Below are 20,601 nucleotides of genomic sequence, written 5' to 3'. Positions count from 1 at the left end.
TTGAGACGTCCCCTCGGCGCTTCGCTCTGCGAATTTCCAAAACGGAAGCTGACGTTTGCCGCAGGCGCATCGTCAAACCATCATCGAAACGTTGCAGCGCGGGCGATACCGGCATTCTGTTTTAGGAACTTTGCAAAGGAAGGCTGTTGAAAATATTACGCTCCTGCACAAAATGAGAATAATCGTATATCAAGGCTAAGATTTCGCACAGACTGTTACACCTTGGCGAAGCGCCTGCATCTGCCTTGTTAGAAATCAGTTAAAGGAAAACAGTTACAAAATTTTCTAGCGGAAGGGGGCAGAATCTGCCATGAGCTAGTCGGCGATGCCATAGCGGTTTTGCAAACTTAAACCGACCCAAGGTCAATCCGCTCCTGAAAATCTTTAAGGGTGAAGAAATAAAGTCATGTTTCCAATCAGGCACACAAACCACGTCATCGACACCCGCGCGGTACGAAAAGTGATAAGTCAATTGGATGAGAACTGGCTCATCCGAGGACTTGAGGAGCGAGATTATGGCGTCGATCTTGCATTTGAGATATTTCGAGATCAACTGCCCACCGGCGAAACCGGCCTTATTCAAGTCAAGGGAGCCAAAAAATCATTCAAAAAGTCGGCCAACCTATCCTTTCCGACCAAAACAATCGAATATGCACTATTGTTCCCGCAACCTTTTTTTGTGTTTCATGTCTCACTGAAAGATAATTCGATTCGCTATGTATGGCTCCAACGTTATGCACGTCTGATTCTTGACGCGAATGACAAAGGATGGCGCGAGCAAAAAACTGTCACTATCAAATTTCCAGAAGAAAACAATTTCAAAGATGGACAACGCAAGATTGAGGGGTTCTTGAAACAGAGCATCTGTCGAGACGAGGCGATTAAAGTTAAGTTCACGCTTGATGAAATTTATCAAATTTGGCACCACCAGAAAGCTTTCATAAATCAATGTTCCATCGAATTTATTGAGTCTCGACTGGAAGAGTTGGAGCAATGCAGCCGCTTTTGGAAAGAATACCCCTTGACGAATGCCAAATTCAGCCATGCGAAAAAAGATCTGTCTGATATGAAATCTAACGCCATCTCCTTCAATGGTGCGGATCAAGATCAACTGGAATACGCCAACACTGATCACATGAAGAGTTTTGATAAGTTTTTGACCGAAATCCAGGCCGCATATCAGGTGTTTACAGAACATGCTGTCGGAGACGCCTTTTTCGATGAAAGCCTAGGTCACTTCCCGTATTAGTTTCAGGATTGATAGACAATAAATGGCGTTGCTGCGAGGGCGATGGCAGAGAGAACTACCTTGGGGCGGTGGACATGGCGGATCGCGACGCGCATCCAGTCCTTAAGACTGCAGCACATGACTTCGATGCGGCTGCGCCGCTTGTATCTAGGATTGTCGTATTTGTCCGGGGTCTTGCATAGCTTTCGGTCAGGGGTGAAGGCGCGTACCCCTCCGTCTTTTTAACGCCTCTGTAAACAAGTCGGCCTCGTAGCCGCGATCCCCGAGCAGCCAGTTGATTACTATTGGGAGGCCACTGGGCAAAGATCGTGCTCCGGTATAGCCGCTGACTTGACCGGCGGTGACGAACAGGTCAAGCGGGAATCCCTGGTTTTTTGGGCTCAGTCATCGTCAGGACGAAGCTTTGCGAAGAGAAAGTGGGCGCGAAAGCCTGGTGAAACGGGCTTTGCAAAACTGGTCAAATTTTCCTTAGCCGCCTCACCTGAAAGATCCAATACTGCAGTGCAATGCTTGCACTGCAGCATGCGCAATTCTTGTTTCTCATTTTCAGGGTAACCCTAACGCGGTCAGATAAGGCCAAGACTTTTCCGTTCCACGATTAGCCGATTGAAACGCGACCCTCTCGCACATAACCCACAACCGTCTCCAACCTTCGAAAGACCGCCATGAATATCTTCGCCTCTACAATCTGGTTTCCCGCCAAAATGTGAGAAAAACTTCTACCCCCAGGAGTATGTAGCTTTTCAGCCAGACCGACTATCAATTCCGAAAGCTGAGTTGCCTCGGCAGCAGATGGTCTTCTGTACTCTTCGGCTGAAATCTCCAGCCAACCGTTTTCGACCATAAACTCGCGGAGTTTTTTGTACGCAGGTTTTGCGTCTGAATAGTTAGCATCAAACTTAATAATTTGCTGCTCAACCTTTTCAAATAAAGGGTCGGACCCTCGAATTGATATCTTTCCAGGTGAGGCCCACTGAACAGCTGCTAGGCTCGGCTTTGACCGGTAAGGTAATGCAGACTTGAGCGATGAAAAGAAGCCAAGATAACTTGATCCGCCTCGAAACGGTTTATCGCGGAACGCTGAAACGTATGCCGTCGGGATCGACGAAATCTGTCTACCTTCTATCTCATTCATGCATTCATGGAAAACGTAAATATCTGAGTACCGAGAATAGAATTCCTTAAACTCAGACATCCTCCACTGGCCGTCAATTGCTATTTCATGTTTTGACGGAGGAAGCTCTACAATGTCATAGGCAACATTATGGTCAGCAGCAAAAAAACCACGGTCAGGAATTACATCTTCAGGCACAGTGCCCTCAAAGGGCGTGAGCTCAATACTGGCGGAGAATATGTCAGGCCCGCTTATTTGATAGTACTCGGAGTTCTTTGCATAGACATAGACGTAGTGCAGATCTGACTTTCCAAAGAAATAGTCCGTAGTTGTTTCTTTGGAAGCAGAGACTGCGAAATAGGAGGACACCTCCCCCTGATCATCTACAAGTGCCGATGCAAAATAATACGTAGTTCCGCGTGAAGTTGTGCGCTTCAGTAAAGCCAATGCCGCAAAGCCAGCATCTACAAGCACCGTTTCGAACGATGCGCTTGTTTTCCGAACTGCTTTAGTTTGTTGGCTCATAGCTTATCAACAGTTTGAGTGATGTCTTGCGTAATGTCGTAAGCGCCCAAGCGCCAAAGATGAAGATGCCCATCCCCATCCAAACGGCTTGGACCGGCCTTCGGGCCAATGTCCAGGCACACTGCCGGTTTATTCTTGAACGGAGAAATCTTCGCCATCTTTTTTGCTCGTTCTTCATCGAACATGGAGCAAGATGCCCAGTCGCAAGGGTCCTTGCCCGGTGGACAAGGTTTACCTCTGCCGTGCTGACTGGAAAAGGCTTGTCCGTCGATATCGGAAAGGCCTCCAGGATAGTTGACCATGACGAAACGCCAATACCCATTTCTCTGCACTTGTGTGGCGTTTCCGTTAGGGCACGCTTCAGGCAGCTCTTCTGCAAAATCAAAGTCTTCAAAGCTCATGCCATCGTGTTGCAGCCTATTAGCACCAAGCGCAACACATTTTTTCAATCACCAGGCGGCGCAATACAACCAGTGGCTCTGATACTGCACAAGTACTTGACCGTAAAAGGGTTTGTGTCGAATGCCAAACGAAGGCGACACGAACCTACCGTTTTTCTGAGTCGTGGCGGCACGCCGTGCCAAGCTATCCTGACCCAACTGCCAAGCATTTTCGACCCAAACGGGACCGTCGCGGTGATCCGCATGGAGGTCGGCAGCGCGGGACTCTCCAGACATTGGCCTTTGGGCATGTTGCTGACGCAGCAACCGTTTGCATCTGCGGCACGCTCGTCGTCGCTACGCAGCGAAAGTCACCGAAGCAGCCGTTCGACAGCGCGAATTTGGCTGAGACCGAAACTGTCAATTCGCCGCAGCTTGATCCGACAACTCAGACGCCGGACATAACCGCCTTTTGCTCACGCCGCTATTGCTGATGCAGAAATACCTCGCTTCCGCAGCGCGAGATTGTCGGCAGCGCAGCAGGCTTCATCAGAGCGGTCATTGGATGCCGCACCGGCGGGCGGATTTCAAACCGTCTGTTCGCGGCACATTTTCCGAAGAAGCATGACGCGGGCAAAGGTGAGCTCGGTGTGAACATCTAAATGACAGAAAACTATATGTTGCGAATTTGGGGGCGGCTTTCAGAGTTTATTGCCAAACGGCGGAAAGAAAAAACCGAATTTCAGCGCGCTCTGGCCTTGTGTCTGCAAATGCGCTGCACGGTTTCAATCAGCTCACCACGGAAAAAAGGTTTGGTGAGAACAGCATCTATCTTCAGCTTTCTGGCCTGGTCATGGACTTCAGGCGTTTTCATACCGCTGTAAATTATCACAGGTATTTCCGGGCGAGCGGCGCGGACCTTGGCGGCCAGCTGAACACCGGTCATTCCCGGCATCGAGTAGTCCGTCATGAGCAGCTCATATTTTTCCGGGCAGCGCTTGAAGTGCTGCCATGCTGCGCCGGGGTCTGAAAATGTCTCGACTTCAGCGAACAGCCTGACCAGAGAGTGTTCGGTAAGGTCGATCAGCTTCTGTTCGTCGTCGACAAGCATGACGGTCCGGAACCTGCGGACCGCGGCGCCGGGCGTATGTTCCTCGGCACGGGGGGAGGCAGGCAGCGCACCGCGGTAAACTGGCAGGTAAATGCTGAAGCAGCTTCCGCTTCCTGGCGCACTGCTGACGCAAAGATGGCCGCCGTGGCTGGTGACGATGCTATGCGCCAGGGTGAGACCCAGCCCGTGCCCGGTGCCCTTGGTCGTAAAAAAACCATCGAAAATCCGTTCTGCAGTTTCTTCATCCATGCCGCAACCAGTGTCCGAGATGGTGAGTTTCAGCAGATCGGCGTGACTAGACAGAGTTGGCCCGGCTTCATCCCCGCCGGTGCAGTGTGACAGGATCACATTGATTTGCCCGCCATCTGGCATGGCGTCGGCGGCATTCAAAAGGATGTTGGTCACAACCTGGCTGATTTGGACAGGGTCAGCGTAGATGGCCAGCGAACCGGCAAGATTGGTGAATTCGACGGTTGTTGCGGAGGGTGCCGTTTCCCGGAACTGGTCTATGCAGGTGCCAGCAAGTTCTACGGCTAGAACACCGCTGCGGTGCTTGCTGGAAGGGCTGGAGAAGCTGAGAATCTGCTTGACCAGCGCCCGTCCCCGCGTGCCGGCCTCAAGTGTGCGGGCGACGTATTTCTGGGCGCTGCTTTCGGGCGGTATCAAATCAGAGGCGATTTCGGCGGCCCCGATGGCAATGCCAAGAATATTGTTGAAATCATGCGCGATCCCGCCGGCCATCGTGCCGATGGCCTCCATTTTCTGGGATTGCGCCAGTTGCCGTTCCAGCAGGTCCTTTTCCCGCTGCATGGCTTTTCGGTGGGAGATGTCCCGTAGCTGCAAGACATAGAAGTTCTCCTGGCCCGTCCTGACGCTGGAAATGGTTGCTTCGGCCGGAAAAGCTGGTCGTTGCGGTGAAACCAGATCCACCTCCTTGCGCTGGCCAACCATGCCATCCGAAAATCTTTTCATGAAACTGTCAAAAGTAGCTGTGGCCTCAGGCATCTTTCCATCCAGCCAGATCACGTTCTGGAACGGCTCGCCGACAGCGTCCTCTTTAGAAACTGCAAAAGTTTTCTCGGCCGCTGGGTTGAACTGGACGATCTTGCCTGTATCGGAAATCGTGACCAGGCAATCCAGCGTGCTGTCGATCACCGCACGTTTCAGCGCTTCGCTTTCCTGCAACTCCTGCCGCTGGGCCTCAACCTGGGCAAAATAGTCCTTCAGCGCACGCCGCATGGCATCGAAGGAACTGCCGAGCCTGCCGACCTCGCCCCAGCCGGAAGTGTCGACCTTGGAGCCGAGGACGCCTTCGGCCACCGATTGCGCACTCATCGCGAGCGACCGCAGCGGGCGGATGACATTGCGCTGCAGAAAGAACAGGATCACAAGAAGGCTCACTGCAAACTGCGCTACCGCCGCCAGCAGAATCCGCTGCTCCTCGGCTTCCAAAACGGCCTCCATCCTTGCTGTGCTCATCTCGACGACCACAAAGGCGATCTTCTCATCGCCCCGGTAGATGGCTTTCTGCATCAGCAGGGGCCTGCCGACCTTGCTGCGCCGGGACGGTTCGCTGGCTTGAAGGAAACGCGGAATAAGCTCCGTGTAGACTGTGATGTCCACGACGCGCTCATCACTCATGACGGCATTCAGTAGCGGCCGCGCTGCTTCGGCGTCCAAGTTCCAGGTCGATGAAACCAGCCCAGAAGCCAGAACATCCGTGACTTCGCTTAGGTGCTGGCGAAGCTCATTCAGCAGCGTCTCTTTCCGTTCGTTGTGGGTATGAAAGGCCAGCAGGGAAATCGGAACGGTCAGGCCGATCACAAGCACCAAAAACAAAGACGATTGCAGTGAAAAACCAGCGAAAAACGTTCCGGTCCTGCGGGCAAGCTGCTTGATCATGTCAGGGTTCCCGCTCCAGGCCGTATTTGCGGCGTAATGCTTCCAGACGGCCGCTGCGCATCAGGTGCGACATGCCGATGTCAAACAGAGCTGCATAGCGCTGGGAGTGCCGTGCCGCTGGCGAGAACGCCACATAGACTTCAACTGGGGCGCCGACTTCTATGAGCCGAATCTGCTCCGACACCCCTTGCCGGCTGGCGAGGTAGTTGAGCACCGCCTTATGTCCAAGCAGGGCGTCAATGCGACCTGCAATCAGTTTCTGCAGCCCCAGCGCCCCGGCATTGCTCTGGAAGACAATATCCACCCGCCGCAGGTCGTTTGCATGCCGGACCAGGTACTCGTCTATTTCGTCGGTGAAATTATAGCCATGTTGGGCACTGACAAGAATGCCTTCAAAGGATTCAACCCCTTGGTAACTGAAATCGCTTGCCGCGCGTACCGCGATAACGGGCTGCACCTTTGCCAGCGGCGTGGCGGGAATGACATAGCGCGCTACACCTTGCGGTACTGCGCCGACGAGGGCGTCGAACATACCCATCCGGGATTCCCGTAAGGCACGGTTCCGAGGGCGGTTCTCATAATTAATTGTATGGCCAGAGGACGCAAAGGCCTCTGTCAGCACCTCGACCATGTAGCCGGGCTGCTCACTTCCGGTTTCGCAATTGTAGGGGCACCATTCGTTGCTGCGTATGGTGATGACATCCGCAAGTGCGGGCAAGGGCAGGACAGCTGCAGCAACGATTGTTATGCTGTGCATAATCCGGATTAGAGGGTTTGGACTCGTCTGATCTATCTAGGCCTCCTGGCAAATAGGTGGGACGGCATTTGCAATGCCTGTGGCAAGCGGCACTTGGTTCCAGTCGGCAAAGGCAGCCTTCTAAGCACCGCGGTTGCGGTATGCACAGAGGCTAGCCTTCCTTCCCGGCATCCGCCAACTCATTCCGCCGACATTGTTTCAACTGAAATATTTCGAAATCCGATTTCAATAGAACTGAACGCCGCGGCCAAGTGAAATGAGGGGCAACGGCCTCGGTTAAAAGAATGGCCGCCATCGAACACAAAACGACAGAGAGGAAGCCATGTTCAAACTGATGACACAACGCGTAATGAGGAAGGGCATTTTGTGCGGCATTCTGATGGGATCGACAGCGCTCGCAACGATGTCTCCCGCCTATGCCGACTCGGCGGAGCCGATCAAAATCGTCGAGAACAACTGGACCAGTCAGCTTGTGCTGTCACGAATTACCGGCGCTCTTTTGGAAAAGGCTGGCTACAATGTCGAGTACAAGCCTGCCGACAATCAGCTGCAGTTTGTGGCCATCGGCAATGGCGACATGCATGTTCAGGTCGAGGTCTGGGAAGGCACGCACCGGACGTCGTTCCAGCGCCAGCTCGATGCGGGCCGGATGATCGACGCGGGAAGCCACGATGCTGTTACGCGCGAAGACTGGTGGTACCCGGCCTATATGGAAAAGACATGTCCCGGCTTGCCGGATTACGAGGCGCTGAACAAATGTGCCGAAGCCTTTGCCACCCCGGAAACTGCGCCCAAGGGCCGTTACCTGGGGGGCCCGATCGATTGGGAAAAACCTGACCCCGAGCGGATTGAAGCGCTGGGAATGGATTTCGAAGTGGTCAACGCAGGCCAAGCCTCGACGCTTTGGGCGGAACTCGACGCTGCATACCGGCGCGAAGAACCGATCGTGCTGTTCAACTGGACCCCGAACTGGGTTGAAGCACGCTACGACGGCAAGTTTATCGAATTCCCCGAGCATGACGCCAAATGCGAAACTGATCCCTCCTGGGGTACAAATCCCGAGCTGACTCATGACTGCGGCAATCCGCGGGCCGGTTGGCTCAAGAAAGGGGTTTGGTCGGGAATGGAAGAAGAATGGCCTGGAGCATACGAAATCATCCAGAACGTCAATTTCACTAACGAGCATATCGCCCAGGCGGCGGCCATGGTCGATGTGGACGGGTTGAAGCCGGAAGAAGCCGCAGAGCAGTGGATCAAGGAAAACGAAAACGTCTGGAACGCTTGGTTGAACTGATCCGAACCTGAAAGCCGGGCCGGGCAGCTCACGTTGCCCGGCCTTTTATTGCTAAACAGGAAAGAACGGGTCCGGGATGGGCAACACAGCAAAAATATCATGCCGCGGATTGTGGAAAGTTTTCGGCCCTGATCCCCGGGGATTTTTGAGGCAGCACGGGCATACACCTGGTCCCGGCGATTATGCGGCGACCAAGCATGTGGGCGCGGTTCAGGATGTTTCCTTTGACGTCCTCGAAGGGGAAATCCTGGTAATCATGGGACTGAGCGGATCCGGCAAGTCGACCTTGATCCGATGCCTCACGCGTCTGATCGAACCTACTGAAGGGCAACTGGAATTCGAAAACCGCGACCTTCTGCAACTGAGCAAGCGAGAGCACATCGATTTGCGCCGCAAAAAACTGGGCATGGTGTTTCAGCATTTCGGGCTGCTTCCGCACCGTACAACGCTGGAGAATGTCGCGTTTCCACTGGAAATCCAAGGTGTTCCGCAAGAGGAAAGAAACGCATGTGCCAGAAAATACCTGACGCTTGTCGGATTGGACGGCAAGGAGGACTTCTATCCGCGTGAACTGTCAGGGGGACAGAAACAGCGTGTCGGCATCGCGCGCTCTTTGACTACCGATCCTGAAATCTGGTTCCTAGACGAACCTTTCTCTGCGCTTGATCCGTTGATCCGGCGCGAGTTGCAGGACGAGTTTCTCAAGCTTCAGCAGAGTCTTCGGAAAACTATCATCTTCATCACGCATGACTTCTCAGAGGCGCTCCGGCTGGCAGACCGCATTGCCATCATGCGGGACGGCCGGATTGTCCAACTGGATACGCCGGAAATGATCGTTGCCCGCCCGGCTGACAGTTATGTTGCGAAATTCGGCGCCGATGCACCGAAGGAAGACGTCCTATCGGCCGGTGCAATTGCCGATCCGAACTTGCCGGACGTGCTGCCAGCCCAGCATGTCCGCGCAAGTCAGAAATTGTCCGAGATTATTCCACAAATGCTGACGGATGGCGAAAGCCGTGTGGTTCTCAATAGGGACAACCTGCCTGCAGGCGTCCTCACCAAGGAACGCCTTTTGTCTGCCGTCTTCAGAGGAAACTGAACTATGACTACCGTTGACACCAATGCCGCCCGGTCCTCTGGCGGCGCAGGCGGGAATTCTTTGACCTATGCAATAGGCCTGCGCTGTATGCGGCTGGCGCTGGCCGCTGCGGCTGTGATTGCCGCTGGCTACCTCATGAACAATCTCTTCGTCTGGGCACGTGATTACCCGGAGTCCTGGGTCATGCCTATCAGCAGGTATATTTCCGCTTTCTTTGACTGGCTCGGCTATAAAGCGGATTTCGGGCTTTTTACTTTCCGCGACCTGACCCGCGCCGTTTCGCAGGTACTGGAATGGCCTCTCGCCTTCACAGAAGGCTTGCTGGTCTCCGGCTTTGGCGGCGTGCCGCTGCTGCCGCTGCCCTGGGTTACGGTAACGCTGATCTTCTCTCTTGCTGGGCTGCTTCTTGGGAGTTGGCGGCTGGCTGCAATTCTACTTGGGTGCTTCACCTTTCTGGCGGTCTTCGGCGTCTGGGAACCCGCGATGAACACGTTTTCGCTGGTGCTGGTCATTGTCCCGTTTGCCGCGTTGATGGGCATGGCCGCGGGCGTTGTGCTGGCCGGGGCGCCACGGCTGGAGCGGGGGCTTTCACCTGTGCTGGATGTGATGCAGAGCACACCGCATTTTGCCTACCTTGCCCCCATTGTCGTGCTGTTCGGGTTCGGCCAGGTGCCTGCGTTGATTGCCACCGTAATCTTTGCTGCTCCGCCGATGATCCGCTGCACATTGGTCGGGCTGCGGTCGGTGTCGCCAGAACTGATCGAATGCGGCCGGATGGCAGGCTGCACAAAGTGGCAGCTTCTCAGCAAGGTGCGTTTCCCTGCCGCCGCAGCAACGCTGCTGCTGGGCCTCAACCAGGTCATCATGCAGACCCTGGCAATGGTAGTTATCGCCTCCCTCATAGGGGCGTCCGGACTGGGCCATGACCTGCTGATCGCTCTGAATTCCCTGAAGCTCGGGACCGCTTTGGAGCTTGGTGCCGCCATTGTCGTGCTAGCCGTCGCTCTGGACCGGCTCAGCTTGGCGGCCTCGCGCTATGATCCCTATAAGCGGGGTGAACAGAAACGCCGCCGGGGCATCCTTCTTTTTGGCGTTGTGCTGTGCGCGGCAACTGTTGCTGCCGCGCCCTTTGCAGATGGGCTACACCTTTATCCGGCGGCCTATACAGTGACTTCAGCACCATTTTGGGATGCTGTCGTCATCTACGTTTCGGACGAGTGGTATGATGGGCTGCAGGCGTTCAAGAACTTTCTGCTGAGTTATGTCCTCATTCCCAGCCGTAATGCGCTGCTCTGGCTGCCCTGGCCCGTTGTCATCGCCCTCGTTGCTATGACTGGTTACCGCATCGGAGGTGGGAAACTGGCTGCAACGGTTGCAACGCTGGCTGCCTTCCCGCTGATCACCGGGTTCTGGGTTCCAACCATGATCACGCTTTACATGATCGCCATGGCAGTGGTTGTCAGCATTCTGATCGGCCTGCCAATCGGGCTGCTCGCCTCGCGCAACGAACGGCTGTCAAGTTTCATCCTGCTGATCTGCGATACGCTTCAGACCTTCCCGTCCTTTGTTTACCTCATCCCTGTAGTCATGCTGTTCAAGGTCGGTGACGTGGCGGCTATCACGGCGGTCATTGCCTATGCCACTGTGCCGATGATCCGATACACGAACCTAGGCCTGCGTAGGGTTTCGGCACAAACCAAGGAAGCGGCCGAGGCAATTGGCTGCACCAAGCGGCAATTGCTGTGGAAGGTCGAGCTGCCGCTGGCGCTTCCGGAAATCATGCTGGGGATCAACCAGACCATCATGATGGGGCTGTTCATGGTCGCGATTGCAGCGCTCGTCGGCACCAAGGACCTGGGTCAGCAGATCGCCCGGGCACTGTCGGACGGCGATACCGGGCGCGGCTTGATCGCGGGCCTTTGCATCGCCAGCCTCGGCATCACCGCCGACCGGATCCTGCGCACATGGAGCCGCAAGCGCAGTGAAGCGCTTGGCCTCACGGGCTGAAAGGCATGTCGCACAAGAATTACGGAGCTAAATCATGGGCATTCACACAGTGAACACCAGCCGGTGGAAACACCTTGTCGAACCGGGGATTTCCCTGTGGCAACAGGGGATCGAACGCGATGAAATCGCGTCCAGGTCACTCTCTGCTTACCAGGTCTTTGCGGGCGATACCTTGCACATCGTTGCAATCGAGGGCGGACAGGTTTGCGATCTTCTTTTTCTTACCTCGGACGGGCGCCGGGATTCTCATGGCATCAAGGAGATTGAAGGGCAGTCCGGGACAGTGGTCTTTGAACTGGGCACGGGCACACAATTCTATAGCGGTGAAGCTCTTGCCTCTCTCCGCAGTTTCATGAAGCGCAGGAAATATGATCCGGTGGGCCGGTCGGCGGTTCGGTTATTTGAGGATCAGCCGCTTCCCGGGGTCCGCCACGGCTTCACAGTTGCGGAAGACGGGTATTGCCTGATCGCAGCTCCAAGCATGGCTATGAGTGTTGCCGGAGACCATGCGCCGGCCCGTGTAGAAGTTCTTATCAAGCGGGCCAATCCGGAGAAGTCCCTGCTGCGCAAACTGCCTGACCCGCTGGCTGATCCGCTGCAGGACATCCATGTTCCCCACTCCTCCGCTGTAAGCTATGAAGTCAAAGCCGGAGACTTCATTCAGATTATTGACGTATCCGGCCGGCAGTGCTCCGACTTCCAGGCGCTGACGCTACGGGGGCTCGACCGGGGGCGCGAGCTGGACATTCACCACACCACGACACGCTCGCTGATGGGGGCTGCTTATCCCGCACCGGGGCTGCACTCCAAGTTCTTCAATGTGGACCAGGAGCCGATGTTCGAAGTCATCCGCGACACGGTCGGGCGGCATGATACCTTCGGACTCGCCTGTTTTGCGCGGTTCTATGAGGAACTGGGTTACCCGGGCCATGTCAATTGCACTGACAATATTAACCAGCGTCTGGCCGCCTATGATGTCGCGCCGCGGGCCGGATGGGAGGCGGTGAACTTCTTCTTCAACTCCCGGACTGAGCATGACAACGCGCTGTCGTTCGACGAGGCCTGGTCGCGGCCCGGCGACTACGTGCTGCTGCGCGCCCTGACCGATTGCGTATGCCTCTCCACCTCTTGCCCGAATGACCTAGACCCAGCGAACGGGTGGAACCCGACCGACATCCATGTCCGCACCTACAGCGCTAAAGAAATCTTCTCCAAATCCGTGGCGGTAAGAATGACACCCGAAGCAAAACCAACTCTGACACGCCAATCGCCTTTTCACAGCCGGACTTCAGCTCTGACAGGGGACTACAGCGATTTCGGCGGTGTCTGGCTGCCGGCCAGTTATCGGAACCACGGCACTGTCGGCGAATATCATGCCTGCCGTGAGAAGGTTGTCATGATGGATCTGTCCTCCCTGCGGAAGTTTGAGGTCACCGGGCCGGATGCGGAAAAGCTGATGAACCTGGCGGTGACCCGCAATGTCCGCAAACTTTCGGTGGGGGAAGTCGTATATACCGCGATGTGCCACGAGACCGGTGGCATGATCGACGATGGAACCCTGTTCCGGATGGGAGAGGATCTGTTCCGCTGGGTGTGTGCCGAAGATTATTGCGGGGTCCGGCTGCGCGAGCTTGCCGCGAGAGAAAACTTCAAGGCCTGGGTGAAACCGTCGACCGAGCAGCTAGCCAATCTTGCGGTGCAAGGCCCGTTCAGCCGCAAGGCTCTGGAGAAGATTATCTGGACACGGGACTGCGAAACCCCGTTGGCGGACCTGGGATGTTTCCGGTTCTCGATTGCCCGGCTGCATGGGTTTGACGGCATCCCGCTGGTGGTGTCGCGCACCGGCTATACCGGCGAGCTGGGGTATGAGGTGTTTTGCCATCACGCCGATGCGCCGGCCGTCTGGGATGCCATTGCCGAGGCCGGGGCAGAGTTCGGCATTGCGCCGTTTGGCACCGATGCCTTGCAGATGGTGCGGATTGAGGCCGGACTGGTCATGGGACACTATGAGTTCGATGACACGATTGACCCGTTTGAGGCGGGTATCGGCTTCACGGTTCCCTTAAAATCAAAAACCGATGATTTCGCCGGGAAGCTGGCATTGCAGCGCCGCAAAGAGCAGGGGCGGTTTAAGCTGGCAGGACTGGAACTGGATGGCAATGAACTGGCCGAACACGGTGATCTGCTTTTCTCAGGGCGCGCGCAGATCGGGGTGGTGACCAGCTGCACGCGTTCGCCGGTCCTGAAGAAGACAATCGCGCTGTGCCGGATCGAAAAGGATTACGCAGCTGCGGGCAGCTGTGTTGAAATCGGCAAGCTTGATGGGCACCAGAAGCGCCTGAAGGCGTGCATTGTGCCTGTGCCGTTCTATGACCCCGAAAGAAAGCGGGTGCGGTCATGACAACGGGCTGCGGTTGCCAGCGGGAGAGAAGTCATCAATAATCGGTACTCTTCCTAGATGTGAGTGTAATGGCGTCTAACCCGAAAACGATCATGATAGTTGACGATGACCCCGGTATCTGCGGGCTGCTGAGCGACTATTTGGAGGATCAGGGGTTCCGGGTCAGGGGCTTTCCCACCTGCGCTGAGGCGCGTGAATACCTGCGCAGCGGCGAGGTGGATCTTCTGGTGCTTGACCTGAAACTGCCCGATGAAAACGGGCTTGTCTTCCTGCAGAAATTCCGCAAGAGCACCGAGACGCCTGTCATCATGCTCACCGGTGTCAGTGACGAAGCGGACCGAATTGTCGGCCTTGAACTGGGGGCCGACGACTATGTAACAAAGCCGTTTAGCCCACGAGAACTTTTGGCGCGAGTTCGGGCAATCCTGCGCCGCTCGTCTCCTGATGCACAGCCGCCAGGGCCGGATGGTGGTAGCATTCAGGAAGAGTATGGTTTCAACGGCTGGACCCTCAAAATCATCGGCAGGAAACTGATCAGCCCGGGCGGCACGGAGACTGGTCTGTCCAACAATGAATTCAATCTTCTGCACGCGTTGTGCCAGAACATGAACGTTCCGATGTCCCGCCAGGAGCTTATAGATTTCAGCAGGGTAAGCGGCGATGAGATTTTCGATCGCAGTATAGATGTCCTCGTATACCGGCTGCGCCAGAAAATAGAGCCGGATCCTGCGGTGCCGGTTGCGCTCAAGACCGTCCGCAATGTCGGGTATGTATTATGCGGCGAGCAGGTTCCGGGCGCGGCGGGCCGGAATTGACATAGGCATCGGTACTTGGATGCTCTTCAATGGCGGTTGTCACCCACAGGGACGCCCTGTACATCTGCGATCAGCAGATCCGCCTGCCCAGGCAGAGCGCGGAACGCCGGCGGCGGCCGCCGGTCGGTGACAATTAGGTCGTTTGCCGTAAGCTCCGGCAAACGCAGCGCTGGACTGGTGCTGGCTTCGTTGAATTTTGTTGAATCAACAGCCATGATGGTTTGCTCGGCAATTTCCTTCATTGCCCCAGCCATGTCCGCTTCGCACTGGTCATAAACCATGAACCCCCTGGCCGGATGGACCAGCGAGGCAGAAAGCACCGCAGTCTGCACAGAAACACTGGCAATCACATCATAGGCGGCCCGGTCGAATGCGGCACCGTCGTGATTGCGCAGCTGTGTGCCCGCCATGAACACTCGGTTTCCTTCCTCCATCGACAGCGTGGCAGCGATGAATGCCGAATTGGTTACCACGGTGAGGTTTTTGCGCGTCCGCAGCGCCTGGGCAATGAAGCCAGAGGTGGAGCCGGTGTCGATGGCGATGGCGCAGCCGTCGGGGATCCGTTCAGCAACCGCATTGGCAATCGCAACCTTCGCTGCCCGGTTCTGGGTCATGCGCGCCATGAAGGGAGGGTCCAGCACATTCTGGGTGCTGACCAGCGCGCCATGCACCTTGGAGAGGCGCCCGTCTTCGACCATGGGCTTCACGATCCGCCGCACGGTCTGATCCGAAACCTGCAGAATCCGGGCCAGGTCCATGACGGAAACCCGCCCGTGCAGGTTCACGGTGTTGAGTATGTCTTGCTCGTATTTCGACATTTTTTGACGCTTTTATGTTGCCTGTTGGAGGTTAGGGTCAGTTTTTCTCGCAATCAACCGACAAATTTCAACAAAATAGCAACAAAAGTGTTGATTTATGTTGATTGGAGGGATTTGATTTCGCCAACGATCTTGCAACAGGGAAACGTCATGACCACTCACTCAGCCAAGCATCTCATCATTGGCGGCGGTATCATCGGATGCTCCATCGCCTATCATCTGGCCCGGGCAGGCGAGAAAGACGTCGTTTTGCTGGAAAAAGCGTCCCTGACGGAAGGCGCCACCTGGCACGCGGCCGGCCTGGTCGGGCAGCTGCGCTCCTCGCGCAATACCACCCGGATGCTGAAACGCTCGGTGGCGCTTTATGACCGGCTGGCCAGCGAGACCGGCATGGAGTTCGACTGGAAGAAAGTGGGCAGCCTGCGCCTGGCCGCAACCGAGGAGCGGTTGCTGGAAGCCAGGCGGCTGGCAACGATGGCGCGAAGCTTCGATCTGGAAATGGAGATCATCACAGCAGCCGAAGCCAAGGAGCTGTTCCCCTATATCGATGCGGAAGGGCTGGAAGGAGCCGCGTTCATTCCTTCGGACGGCCATGTGGATCCCGCCAGCCTCTGCCAGGCGATTGCGGCTGGGGCCCGCATGCACGGCGCGCAAATCCGCCAAGGCGTCAAGGTCGAGGATTTCGAGCTGAAGGGCTGCCGCATTTCCAGGGTGATGACGTCCGAGGGAGACTACGAAGCCGAAACCGTTATTCTGGCCACGGGAATGTGGAGCCGGGAACTGGCCGCGAAACTGGGTGTTGTTGTCCCTGCCTGCGCGGTCGAGCACCAGTACATCGTGACCGAACCGCTGCCCCAGCCGGAGCTGGTCAAAGGTCTGCCGACACTGCGCGATCCGGAGCGGCTGGTCTATTACAAGCCGGACGCCGGCGGGCAGCTGGTGATCGGCGGTTATGAAGAGGGGACGCTGCCCTTTGGCGACAACGGCATCCCGGGTGAGTTCGTGCGTCAGTTGCTGCCGGACAATCTGGACAGGTTTGCCCCGCTGGCGGAGCTGGCCGGCCAGGTCACGCCGGTCGTCAACGAGGTCGGAATCCGCCAGGTCATCAATGGCCCGATCCCCTATTCCGCAGATGGCGATTTCGTCATGGGCTGGGCGCCCGAACTGAAGAACCTGATGCTGTCGACCGGCTTCCTGTATGGCATTGCCGCTGGCGGTGGCGCCGGGGAAATCATTGCGGAATGGATACTGGAGGGCCGGCCGAGCCTGGATCTGTGGCCGCTGGATGTGCGCCGCTTCAGCCCGCACCACTCCACCCGCGCTTTCATTTATCCCCGGGCGGTGGAGCATTATGCGCATCACTACAAGATGCGCTATCCGGGCCAAGAGGCGGAGACCGCCAGAAACCTTCGATTGTCGCCGCTGCATGACCGGCTGAAGCAGCATGGCGCGGTGTTCGGATCGAAGAACGGCTGGGAGCGCCCGCTGTGGTTCGCCCCCGAAGGCGTCGAGCCGGTGGACCAGCTGGATTTCCTGAACCCGGGCTGGAAGGTGTTTGCTGAACAGGAACACAAGGCCGCACGGGAAGGCGTTGTGCTGATCGACCAGTCCAGCTTCTCCAAATTCGAGTTGATCGGCCCCGGGGCATTGGCTGCCATTCAGAACCTCGCAGTATCCAACATGGACAAGCCGGACGGCGCGGTGATTTACACGCAGCTTTGCAACGAGAAAGGCGGCACCGAGGCGGACATCACAGTCACTCGGCTGGGGCGCGATCATTTCTACATCGTGACGGGCGCTGGGTTCGGGGTGCATGATGCCGACTGGATCCGCCGCCACCTGCCCAAGGATGGATCGGCGCAGCTGATTGAGATGACCTCGGCCCGCGCGGTGATCAATATCTGCGGTCCCAAGTCGCGGGAAGTGCTGCAGGCGGTTGCGGAGGAAGATGTGTCCAACGGGGCCTTTCCCTTTGCGACCGCGCAACAGATCACGCTGGGCGCCGCCAAGGTGCGCGCAGCCCGGATCGGCTATACCGGTGAGCTGGGCTGGGAGCTTCATATTCCGACGGAATTCGCCCTGCATGTCTATGACCTGCTGTGGCAGGCCGGGCAGGATCACGGCATCCGCGATCTCGGCTACCGGGCCATCGAGTCGCTGCGGCTGGAGAAAGGCTATGTGTACTGGAGCGCTGATATCACTCCAGATTATTCACCTGTCGAGGCCGGTCTCGCTGCCCGCGTGCATCTGAAGTCCAAAGGAGATTTCCTGGGCCGCCCGGTTCTGGAACGGCAGAAAGCACAGGGGACCAGCCTGCGTCTCTGTACCTTTGCAGCGGAGGAGCGGCTGCCGATGACCGGCGGTGAGACGATCCTCCATCAAGGGGCCGCGGTATCGCTTGCCTGCAGCGGCGGCTATGGCCCCACAGCCGGAAAGACGATTGTCTACGGCTATCTTCCGACGGAATTGGCCGGGGAAAGGGACTTTGAGCTTGAACTGTTCGGCGAACACCGCGCGCTGCGCAGGGTGGACGGGCCGCTTTTTGACCCCGCCAATGACCGCCTGAAAGCCTGAGGGAGGCCGCAATGAATATGGAACATGTCACCCGGATTACCGAAGCGTTGCAAAATCTTAAGGGGTTTGTAGACCGTGATGCAACGGAACTTCAGGTGCAGCGCCTGGGAGGTTTGACGAATCTGGTCTACCGCGTGGAAGGCGGGCCGCAGGCAGTGATCGTGCGTATTCCCGGAGAAGGCACCGAAGAGTATATCGACCGCTCTGTGGAGATTCATAACGCGCAGGTTGCAGCAGACGCCGGGGTTGGGCCAGTGGTCCTGTGGGCGGATCCTGCAACCGGTGTAATGATCAGCCAGTGCATTCCGGAAATTGCCACCATGACCCCGGAATTGTTTGCCGAACGCCCGGGGGCGGCGGCGCGGGCGGGAAGGGCTCTGCGGCAATTGCATGATGCGCCGGCCCCGTTCAAGTTCCGCTTCGAGCTGTTTTCGATGATCAGCGGCTATATGGAGGTGCTGGCCGCCAAAGACGCCAGTCTTCCCGAAGGCTATGCCGAGGTGGTCGCCGAAGCGGCTCCGATCAGGGAACTGCTCAAGGCTAGGCCCGGCAAGCTGGTGCCCAGCCACTGCGACCCGCTTTGCGAGAACTTCCTGGATAACGGCGACCGGATGTGGATTGTCGATTTCGAATACTCAGGCATGAATGATGCGCTGTGGGATCTGGGCGATCTGTCAGTTGAGGCAGGCATGACCGAGGCCCAGGAACGGGAGATGCTGACAGCCTATCTCGGCTCCCCACCGGGTGCTGCACATTACGGGCGAATGGTGATCTACAAAGCGATGTGCGATCTGCTTTGGACACTCTGGGGGCTGATCCAGCACGCGGACGGCAACCCGGCGGAGGACTTCTGGGCCTATGCCACCAACCGATTTGCGCGCTGCAAGACCCTTATGCTTGCGCCCTCCTTTGCGGACCATCTGGCCGCCGTTGCTGCTGAATAACCAACAGCTCCGTCTTTAACTTGCAGCCCGCATGCTGCGCAGCACGCAGGCTAGCCTTAAGCCTTAGGGGAATATCTTGGTCGTTTTTGACTTCGACGGTGTTATCGCAGACTCGCTTGGAATTTGCACAAGGGCCTGCATCCACGCAGCCAGGCAGCAAGGCTGTACCCGCCCGCTTGCGGAAAACCCGTTTACCGGTCTGGAACAGGTCAGTTTTGAAGGGCTGGCTGCGGAACTGGGCCTCGACACCCGGGCCTTTGCAGCGGATGCCTGCAGTTATCTCGAAAACTGCCAGGAGATTGCACCGGTGTTTCCGGGCATGGCTGAAACTTTGCGTCAAGTGGCGTCGAACGGCGCGCTCTGCATCCTGTCTGCGTCGCCCCGCAGCACCATAGAGCCATTCCTCCGGTTTCACGGCTGCTATGAGCATGTGTCCGTAATACTTTCGCGGGATATTCCGGGCGGCAAGGCCGGGAAGCTGAAGGCCCTGCAACGAGAGGCGCTTGAGCCTGTCATCTGCATGGTGGGCGATGGGGTCAGCGACATTTCTGCTGCGAAACAGGCGGGTATTCCGTCGGTAGCGGTGGCCTGGGGATGGCAGGCCCCGGATGTGCTTCGCAAGGCCGGAGCGGACTTTATTGCCGACACTCCCGGTCGCATTGTCGGTATCCTGGAAGCTCTGTGAGAAACAGCGGGTCCGGAACGATGCAAGCTCGCAGAAGGATCTTGGAAAAGATGCCCCTTCTGGGGCCTTGACTGTGGAAGGTCCGGTTCGATCCTGAGACAAAAAGCCTCCAGCGGGTGACCCCGCTGGAGAAGTCGGGGAAAATTCTACATCGCGGCCTTGAACAGCTGTGCGAGGTTTTCCTCGTTGAGTTCGATGGGGTTGCCGCCGCAGGAGGGGTCGATGATGGCCCCCTTGACCAGCTCGGGGATCGCATCGGCGGTGACACCCAGTTCGCCCAGCCCGCGCGGGATACCCAGGGAAACGTTCAGCTCCTGCACATAGCTGCGGAAGCCGTCGAAGCCGCCTTCAATGCCCAAGTATGCCGCGGCCATGTTGAACCGGTCCGCAATCGCAGCGGCATTGAACTCCAGCACCGCGGGCATGCAGACCGCGTTGGTGGTGCCGTGGTGGGTGTTGAAATGCGCGCCGACCGGGTGGCTCATCGCGTGGATCGCGCCGAGGCCCTTCTGGAAGGCAGTGGCGCCCATTGCAGCCGCCGACATCATCTGGGCGCGGGCCTCGATATCAGTGCCGTCGGCATAGGCGCGCGGCAAATAGTCCTTGACCAGGCGCATGCCCTCCAGCGCAATGCCTTGGGACATCGGGTGATAATGGGGGCTGCTGAACGCCTCGACGCAATGAGCAAATGCATCCAGTCCGGTGCCTGCAGTGATGAACTTGGGCATGCCGACCGTCAGCTCGGGATCGCAAATGACCACTGCGGGCAGCACCTTGGGGTGGAAGATAATCTTCTTCTGGTGGGTGACGCTGTCGGTGATCACCGAGGCGCGGCCGACTTCGGAACCCGTGCCTGCGGTGGTCGGCACCGCGATGATCGGCGCGATGGCATCGGCATCGGCGCGGGTCCACCAGTCGCCGATATC

General features: G+C 57.1%; 15 protein-coding genes and 1 pseudogene. 9 read left to right on the top strand and 7 right to left on the bottom strand.

Annotated features, from left to right (window positions below; genetic code table 11):
• Nucleotides 1-406 precede the first annotated feature (406 nt).
• Nucleotides 407-1,249, top strand: a complete 843-nt coding sequence (locus KUV26_RS22085; protein WP_222510050.1) for a DUF4365 domain-containing protein — start codon at nucleotides 407-409, stop codon at nucleotides 1,247-1,249.
• A gap of 2 nt (nucleotides 1,250-1,251) precedes the next feature.
• Here the strand turns inward: KUV26_RS22085 and KUV26_RS23775 are convergent.
• From KUV26_RS23775 to KUV26_RS22065, 5 genes and pseudogenes are all read right to left on the bottom strand, one after another.
• Nucleotides 1,252-1,621, bottom strand: a pseudogene (locus tag KUV26_RS23775) (IS5/IS1182 family transposase); the annotation flags it as partial.
• A 226-nt stretch (nucleotides 1,622-1,847) separates the two neighbouring features.
• Complete coding sequence (locus tag KUV26_RS22080; RefSeq protein WP_065269722.1) at nucleotides 1,848-2,888, bottom strand: hypothetical protein; 1,041 nt, start codon at nucleotides 2,886-2,888, stop codon at nucleotides 1,848-1,850.
• Nucleotides 2,885-3,289, bottom strand: coding sequence for a hypothetical protein (locus KUV26_RS22075; RefSeq protein WP_222510049.1), 405 nt, complete (start codon nucleotides 3,287-3,289; stop codon nucleotides 2,885-2,887). The genes KUV26_RS22080 and KUV26_RS22075 overlap by 4 nt, the downstream gene beginning before the upstream one ends.
• A gap of 721 nt (nucleotides 3,290-4,010) precedes the next feature.
• Nucleotides 4,011-6,281: an ATP-binding protein gene (locus KUV26_RS22070; protein WP_222510048.1), complete on the bottom strand. Its 2,271-nt coding sequence runs from the start codon at nucleotides 6,279-6,281 to the stop codon at nucleotides 4,011-4,013.
• A 1-nt stretch (nucleotide 6,282) separates the two neighbouring features.
• Nucleotides 6,283-6,819, bottom strand: a complete 537-nt coding sequence (locus KUV26_RS22065) for a substrate-binding periplasmic protein (RefSeq protein ID WP_409996957.1) — start codon at nucleotides 6,817-6,819, stop codon at nucleotides 6,283-6,285.
• A 541-nt stretch (nucleotides 6,820-7,360) separates the two neighbouring features.
• Between KUV26_RS22065 and KUV26_RS22060 the strand changes: the two genes are divergently transcribed.
• The 5 genes from KUV26_RS22060 to KUV26_RS22040 all read left to right on the top strand — a co-directional run bounded on the left by KUV26_RS22060 (nucleotide 7,361) and on the right by KUV26_RS22040 (nucleotide 14,654).
• Nucleotides 7,361-8,332, top strand: a complete 972-nt coding sequence (locus tag KUV26_RS22060; protein ID WP_261400063.1) for an ABC transporter substrate-binding protein — start codon at nucleotides 7,361-7,363, stop codon at nucleotides 8,330-8,332.
• A gap of 76 nt (nucleotides 8,333-8,408) precedes the next feature.
• Entirely contained in the window at nucleotides 8,409-9,431 is a 1,023-nt protein-coding gene (locus KUV26_RS22055) for a glycine betaine/L-proline ABC transporter ATP-binding protein (protein WP_222510046.1), read from the top strand.
• A gap of 3 nt (nucleotides 9,432-9,434) precedes the next feature.
• Nucleotides 9,435-11,438 (top strand): ABC transporter permease, encoded by a 2,004-nt coding sequence (locus KUV26_RS22050; RefSeq protein ID WP_222510045.1) that lies wholly within the window; start codon nucleotides 9,435-9,437, stop codon nucleotides 11,436-11,438.
• 34 nt (nucleotides 11,439-11,472) lie between these two features.
• Nucleotides 11,473-13,839 carry a DUF1989 domain-containing protein gene (locus KUV26_RS22045; protein WP_222510044.1) on the top strand — a complete coding sequence of 789 codons (2,367 nt, stop codon included), beginning with the start codon at nucleotides 11,473-11,475 and terminating at the stop codon, nucleotides 13,837-13,839.
• A gap of 92 nt (nucleotides 13,840-13,931) precedes the next feature.
• Complete coding sequence (locus KUV26_RS22040; RefSeq protein ID WP_222510043.1) at nucleotides 13,932-14,654, top strand: response regulator; 723 nt, start codon at nucleotides 13,932-13,934, stop codon at nucleotides 14,652-14,654.
• A gap of 26 nt (nucleotides 14,655-14,680) precedes the next feature.
• Here the strand turns inward: KUV26_RS22040 and KUV26_RS22035 are convergent, their stop codons facing one another.
• Nucleotides 14,681-15,472, bottom strand: coding sequence for a DeoR/GlpR family DNA-binding transcription regulator (locus tag KUV26_RS22035; protein ID WP_222510042.1), 792 nt, complete (start codon nucleotides 15,470-15,472; stop codon nucleotides 14,681-14,683).
• Nucleotides 15,473-15,622: 150 nt separating this feature from the next.
• Between KUV26_RS22035 and KUV26_RS22030 the strand changes: the two genes are divergently transcribed.
• From KUV26_RS22030 to KUV26_RS22020, 3 genes are all read left to right on the top strand, one after another.
• Complete coding sequence (locus KUV26_RS22030; protein WP_222510041.1) at nucleotides 15,623-18,046, top strand: FAD-dependent oxidoreductase; 2,424 nt, start codon at nucleotides 15,623-15,625, stop codon at nucleotides 18,044-18,046.
• A gap of 11 nt (nucleotides 18,047-18,057) precedes the next feature.
• Nucleotides 18,058-18,990: a choline/ethanolamine kinase family protein gene (locus tag KUV26_RS22025; RefSeq protein WP_261400061.1), complete on the top strand. Its 933-nt coding sequence runs from the start codon at nucleotides 18,058-18,060 to the stop codon at nucleotides 18,988-18,990.
• A gap of 76 nt (nucleotides 18,991-19,066) precedes the next feature.
• Entirely contained in the window at nucleotides 19,067-19,675 is a 609-nt protein-coding gene (locus KUV26_RS22020) for an HAD family hydrolase (RefSeq protein WP_222510040.1), read from the top strand.
• Between the two features lie 146 nt (nucleotides 19,676-19,821).
• On the opposite strand, the gene KUV26_RS22015 is transcribed toward KUV26_RS22020, so the two are convergent.
• Nucleotides 19,822-20,601, bottom strand: a 780-nt coding sequence (locus tag KUV26_RS22015; RefSeq protein WP_222510039.1) for an iron-containing alcohol dehydrogenase, incomplete at its 5' end; no start/stop codon positions are given.

The sequence above is a fragment of the Leisingera daeponensis genome (genome assembly GCF_019801465.1).
GTDB lineage: Bacteria > Pseudomonadota > Alphaproteobacteria > Rhodobacterales > Rhodobacteraceae > Leisingera > Leisingera daeponensis_A.
The sequence above is the reverse complement of the archived record's forward strand: the minus strand, read 5'-3'. Positions and strand labels throughout refer to the sequence as shown.